Raw genomic sequence first — 6234 nt, 5'->3', positions numbered from 1 at the left:
GGGCAGTACCAGCACATACAGGGGAGACCGGAACATACAGGGGAGGCAGAACCATGAACGTCGCTTTTCTCGGCATGGGACGGATGGGACGGGAGATGGCCCGCCACATCGTCGAGGCCGGCCACCAGCTGACGATCTGGAACCGGACGCCGGGCCGGGCCCGGGAACTGGTGGCCGCGGGCGCGCGTGAGGCCGCCTCCGTACGGGACGCGGTGGCCGCCGCCGAGGCGGTCGTGCTGATGCTCTTCGACGACGCGTCCGCCCGTCAGGTGCTCGACGACGTGATCGCCGGCGCGCCCCCGCACACCCTCGTGATCAACACGACGACGATCGCGCCTGCGGCCGGGCGGGAACTCGGGCGGGTGGCCGCCGCGGCCGGGCTGCGCTACGTGGAGGCACCCGTGGTCGGGACGACCGGGCCGGCCCGGGACGCCACCCTGCGCGTGCTGGTCGGCGCGAGCGGACCGGACGCGGCCGCCGCCGAGAAGCTGCTGTCCCTGTTCGGCACCACCCGGCACGTCGGCGGCGTCGGTACCGCGACGGCGTTGAAGGCCGTCGTGAACCTGGGCCTGGCGCTGGCCACCGGGGCTCTCGGCGAGGTGCTGCGGCTCGGCTCGGACCTGGGCGTCGACCGTGACCTGCTGCGTTCCGAGCTCGCCGGCGGCGCACTGGGGTTCATCCTGGGCTACAAGGGGTCGATGCTCACGAGCAACGACTTCCAGCCCGCCACGTTCACCCTCGACGGCATGATCAAGGATCTGCGGATCGCCACCGGCTCGGCCCGCCGGCCGCTGCCGATGGCCACGAGCGCTCTCGCGCTGGCCACGGAGGCCTCCGACGCGGGGCACGGCCAGGAGGACTTCGCCAGCCTCGCCGCCTACTACACCGCGACCTGACCACCGCCGCGGGCGGCGTCGGGGGGTCAGGTACGGCCGGCGATCAGTAGCGGGATGTCATGGGCGTAGTCGGCGACCTTGGTGCCGGCGAGGTAGGCGACACGGGCGGTCCCGTCCGGGCTGAAGGCCGTCACCTGCGTGCCGTGCGAGACGGTCACCGACCCGTCGGGCTGCCGCCGCGGCCGCTCAAGCGTGACGCCGAGCTGCTCGGCGTCACCGGCGGTCGTCTCGAACGGGCCGGTCAGCCCGATGAACGACGGGTCGAACTGGGCCAGCCAGCTGCCCAGGGCCGCCGGGGTGTCCCGATCCGGATCGGACGTGACGAACACCACGGACACTTTGGCACGGTCAGCCGGCGGCAGCGTGCTGAGCGCGGCGGCGATGTCGGCCATGGTGGTCGGGCAGATGTCCGGGCAGTGGGTGTAACCGAAGAACAGCAGGGTGAGCCGGCCGGCGGTGGCCGCCCGGAAATCGTAGGGACGCCCGTCCGTGCCGGTCAGCCGGATGTCCGGCTTGCTCAGCGGCTGCTGTAAGACCACCCCGCGCACGCCCGCGGCACCCGGGAGATCGTCGAGGTGTACCAGCCCGTTGCCACGCTGGCCGGCCGTTCCCGAGGAGCCGCAGCCGGTGACCAGCACGGCGAGCAGGACGCCGGCGAGGAGCACGGCGGCGAGCGTCCGGGGCCGCCATGTCCCGGGCCGCCGTGTCCCGGGCCGGAACGGGTGGGAGTTCACCCGTCAACAATGCACCCGATGGTGATACGGGCGTCGACGGCGGGACGGTCAGCCGGTGGCGCGGGCGGCCAGCCCCAGTGCGTAGTCGAGCCACCACTGGCCGGCGCCAGGCCCGCCATTGCACGTCCCGTCCGACTCCCCGGGAACTTTGATCCACAGATACGCGTCGACGACCGGGTCACCTGTGTTGCCGGTCGGCGCGGCGCCCAGCGCCCGGCCCGGCGGGTTGCACCAGGCGTTGCTGGCGGCCGGGCCGAGCCCGTTGCGGCTGGTGTCGATGACGGCCCGGGCGGTGCCACCCAGCGCCGCGGACACCGCGGCGGCATAGGCACGCTCGTCCGGCGTCTCGTCGAAGTTCGAGACGTTCAGGGCGAAGCCACGGGCCCGGTCGACGCCGGCGGCGCGCAGCCTGGCGGCGGTGTCGGCGGCGCTGTGCCAGGTGGCGTTCCCGGCGTCGAGATAGACGGCCGCGCCGACGTGGGCAAGCACGTCCACCGCGTTCCCCAGCAGCGAGTACCGGGTCTGGCGGTCGGCCGCGGACAGGCAGTCGGTCTGGGAGATCGCGTCGGGCTCGAGGATGACCGCCGCCGGGCCCCGGCCGATACCGGCGGCGAAAGCGGCGATCCACGCCCGGTAGGCATCTGGGCTACCGGCTCCGCCAGCGGAGTAACTGCCGCAGTCACGGTTGGGGATCGCGTAGGCGACCAGCACCGGCAGCGCGCCGGTAGCGCGGATCTCGTCCACGCGCCCGGCGACCCTGGCCCGCACGGCGTCCGGGTTCGCGGTGTCACCGCCGAACCAGTCGGCGTGCGAGGTGTTCGCTATCCGGCTCAGCGCGGCGGCGTCCGCGGGCGCGCTGTTACGCAGCCGGGCGACCGCGGCCATGGCGTCGCTGTCGGGATCGACGTAGAACCTGGCCCCGGCGAACGGATTGCTGCTGGCCGTCGCCGGCGCCGCCGACGGCGGCCGGGCCGGCGGCGGCGGCGGCGCGCTGGGAGCCTCGGTGTGCTCGGCGGGATGCGTGGGCCGCGCGGCTGGCGCGGCAGGGGTCTGCCCCGGTACCGGAGCCAGCGAGCCGAGAAGCGCGGCGACGGCGGTCAGCGGCCCGGGAGGCACCGTACCGACCGGACGCGGTATCACCACGTCCACGGAGGACGAGACCGGAGAGGTCCTGGGAAACACCACCCGTACACAACCGAAACCCGCGAATACGGCGGCGGCGACGACCGGCGTCAGCCATATCCATAGCGGCCGACGGGATTTCGGACGATGCGCATGGCGGGCGGCCCGGCGTCCGGGCCCTCCATGCACGTCTGTCGACACACGACCTCCGAACGGGCGGTTGGATGCGCTCGTTTTCTTGCTCAACCCTCTGTCCGCAGCGGCAGTTTAGCAGCGACCGCGCTGACGGTGCGGAAAGCCGACACAGGCCGGCACCCAACGCCACCAGCCACGCCGGAATCGTGTCGGCAGGACGACAGCAACGACCGCCGGCGGCGACTTCCGGCTACCAGAAAAACAATGGACGTTGTTTTTTCATTGTGAATTCGCCGGAGCGGCGGACGGGACAACTGCCACCGGCGGTGGGCATATCCGCCCGGGCGGCCCGAGCCCCACCCGCCCGGGCGGGACGAACCGACATGAAGGACGTTGTTCTGTTTCGCGGTGGCCGGGCACCGCGAGCCCCCTGGCCGGGAGCGCAATCCAGCGAATCATGCCGAAACGGGTGGCCGGCGCGCCGGAACCAGCCCGTCCGGCCAACGGCCGCGGACGGTCCGGGAACACCCTGGGTACGACGGGCCGTTGCCCGCCCGGGTGGGGAAGGCCCCGTTCAGGACGTGGCGTTGCGGACGAGCTCGTCGGCCTGGGCCGGCCACCAGGTGCCGGCTGGCGGGTTGTTCCGGCCGCACTCCCCGTCACTGGCTCCCGGCACCTTGATCCAGAGAAGGGCGTCCGCACGTGGGCTGCCGGTGTCGGTGGTCGATGTGGTTCCCAGCCCCCGCCCCGGCGGGTTGCACCAGGCGTCCTTCAGGTCGCCCCTGGCCGGGCCACGGCCGTTGCGCGAGGTGTCGACCACGAAATGACTGCCGCCGGTCAGCGCCGAGATCACGTCGGCGCGGGCCACCTCGTCGTGGGTGTGGTAATAGTTCGACACGTTGACGGCGAACCCACGGGCCCGCTGCACGCCCGCCCGCGTCAGGCGGTCGGCGATGACCGGCGCCGCCGTCCACCCGCAGTTGGCCCCGTCCAGGTACACGCTGGTGCCGGAAAGCCCGCCGTAGACGTCGACGGCGTCGTTGAGCAGCCGGTAACGCTCGTCCTGCTCGGCATGCCCCAGATGGTCCAGCTGTGCCAGTGAGTCGGGTTCCAGGATGACGACGGCGTCGCGGTGGCCGATGCCCGCCGCGACCTTCCTGGTGAAGGCCTGGTAGGAGGCGGCGTCGGGCAGACCGCCGGCGGAGAAGCCCGCGCCGACGTCACGGTGCGGGATCGCGTAGACCATGAAGACGGCGGTGGCGCCGGTGCGTTCCGCCTCGGCCGCGCGTGCCGCCACCTGGGCCTGGACGCCGTCCCCCAGCCAGTCCCCGACGGGGTAGGCCAACGGCTTGGCCGCGATCGTGGCGGCGGCCGTCCCGGCTGCCGGGTCCTGCCGCGCAGCCTGGGCCGGCTGGCTGTCGGGGTCGACGAGGAACGGCGCCCGGGGTGCCGGGCCGTGCGGGCCGGGCCCCGCCACCGCGCCGTGGCCGGCGGGGTCCCCGGCGGGGCACTGCGGGCCGACCGCGGTCAGCGCGGAGGTCGTGGCCGGGGACGAGCCCGGCCCGTCCGAGCCGCCGCACGCGGAGAGCACCGAGATGGCGCCGGCGACCGCGGTGGCCCTGACCCGGGTACCTCGCCGTGGCCGGTCAGCTCCCGGCCCCCGCTCCCCCGTGACGCAGCGGACCAGCCTGGAGATCAATACAGGCCCTCCTCATCCAACATGAACCCAGGTGGCGACGGAGGGAACACCCTCGTCGTTGGTCACAAAAAGCATGTACCAGTCTGGCGGAAGCAGGTTGGGGTTCTCGGGGACGTCCAGTGTGACGCTGCCACCCGTCTGCTGGGTGATCGGCAGCGCCACGGAGCGTTGCTCGGTGTCGGTGACGTGGGTGTAGGCACCCGGCCGGATCAGACGCACCTTCGCCGCCGGCTGGGACGACTTCACGGTGATGGCCGTGCCCCGGGTGATCTTGGCCGGCACCTCGGAGACCGCCGGACGCTCGCCCTTGTAGAGGTAGGGCGGGGAGTACACCTCGACCCGGGTCTCGAAGGAGTTGTCGTCGCTGAGCGGGTTGGAGCCGAAGACCGCCACCCGCCCGTCCGGCAGCAGCAGGTACTCGGAGTGGTAGTCACGGCCAACGCGCGGATCGGCCGCCGGGGTGAAGCTGTTGGTGTCCGGATGGTAGGTCTCGGCGGTCAGCGAGTCCTTGGCCCGGTAGCCGGCGGAACCACCGGAGACCAGCACCGTGTCGTCGGGCAGGACGACCGCGCCGGGATACCGTTTGGCCACCGTCAGGTTCGGGCCGCTGACATAGGCGGGCGCGGGCGCGGAGAGGTCGACGATGGCGGTCCGGGCGCTCGCGGCCTGGGTGTCGCCGACGCCGCCGCCGGCAATGAACATCACCTTCTGGTCCTGCGCCGGCGCAAGCATGATCGTCCCGGCCGTCTCGTTGATCTCCGGCTCGGGCAGCCCGTTGACCGGCTGGAAGGAGTTGTCCGCCAGGTTCCACAGGCCGGGCTGGCGCTCGGAGATCTCCGCCGGGCCGTAACCGGCGTTGGCGCCGGAGAAGAACAGCCGGCCGTCCGCCGCGAGCAGCAGGGACGGGTAGGTGGGGAAGATCTTCTTCAGGTGGTGGCTGTCCTGCCATGTCCTGGTGGCCGCGCTGAACAGCTCGGTGTTGCCCTGGTCGATGTCACCGTTCTCGTCGAGGCCGGAGACCGACACCACCGTACCGTTGGCAAGGGTCACCAGGGTCGGATACCAGCGCGCGTGGTTCAGGTCGGCGGTCTTCTCGTACCGCTCGGTGTCCGGGTTGAAGATGTAGGAGTCCTTCAGCCCCTGGAACTCGTGCTTCTTGCCGTCGGGCGAGTCCTGTGCCAGGACCTCGTACTTCTTCGTCCCCCCGGCGATCAGCAGGTCGCCGTTGGGGAGGAAGGCCTGCCCCGCGCAGAAGACGTCCCACGGCGTGTAGACGTCGGTGAAGGTGTTCGCGACCGGATCCCACAGCGCGGTGGTGAACTTCCCCGCGTCGAAATTTGCCTGGTCGTTGCCGGAACCGGCCATGAGCAGTATTTTCCCGGTACGCAGCAGGGCCGCGTGAATGGACCGGGTGCCGCTGTCGGCAATGATGTCCCAACGCCCGTGGGTACGCATGTAGTCCGGCTGGTTGGACTGCCATTCGGCGTACTGCTCGCTGGCCCATGACACGGCGAACGGGCCGTTGCCGGCAAGAATCAGGACAAGCAGCACACTGAGCTGGAGCAGCCGCCGTCGGCGTACCCGGCGTTTCTGGGTGGACACCATCATGTCAGTTCCTCGAGCAGCCCGTCACCGGAAACACGGCGGC

Annotated in this window: 5 protein-coding genes; 1 reads left to right on the top strand and 4 read right to left on the bottom strand. The window is 71.7% G+C overall.

Features of this window, described 5'->3' with window-relative positions; translation table 11 throughout:
- Positions 1–53 precede the first annotated feature (53 nt).
- Entirely contained in the window at positions 54–896 is an 843-nt protein-coding gene (locus AC5LSR_RS06750) for an NAD(P)-dependent oxidoreductase (RefSeq protein ID WP_250285440.1), read from the top strand.
- Between the two features lie 26 nt (positions 897–922).
- Here the strand turns inward: AC5LSR_RS06750 and AC5LSR_RS06745 are convergent, their stop codons facing one another.
- The 4 genes from AC5LSR_RS06745 to AC5LSR_RS06730 all read right to left on the bottom strand — a co-directional run bounded on the left by AC5LSR_RS06745 (position 923) and on the right by AC5LSR_RS06730 (position 6194).
- Positions 923–1630: an SCO family protein gene (locus AC5LSR_RS06745; RefSeq protein ID WP_250285441.1), complete on the bottom strand. Its 708-nt coding sequence runs from the start codon at positions 1628–1630 to the stop codon at positions 923–925.
- 48 nt (positions 1631–1678) lie between these two features.
- Entirely contained in the window at positions 1679–2815 is a 1137-nt protein-coding gene (locus AC5LSR_RS06740) for a glycoside hydrolase family 6 protein (protein WP_250290570.1), read from the bottom strand.
- A gap of 646 nt (positions 2816–3461) precedes the next feature.
- Positions 3462–4586, bottom strand: coding sequence for a glycoside hydrolase family 6 protein (locus AC5LSR_RS06735; protein WP_250285443.1), 1125 nt, complete (start codon positions 4584–4586; stop codon positions 3462–3464).
- Positions 4587–4598: 12 nt separating this feature from the next.
- Positions 4599–6194 carry a galactose oxidase early set domain-containing protein gene (locus tag AC5LSR_RS06730; RefSeq protein ID WP_250285444.1) on the bottom strand — a complete coding sequence of 532 codons (1596 nt, stop codon included), beginning with the start codon at positions 6192–6194 and terminating at the stop codon, positions 4599–4601.
- Between the last annotated feature and the right edge of the window lie 40 nt (positions 6195–6234).

The organism is Protofrankia sp. CiP1_Cm_nod4 (assembly GCF_982290645.1).
This window is presented reverse-complemented; position numbering and strand designations above follow the sequence as displayed.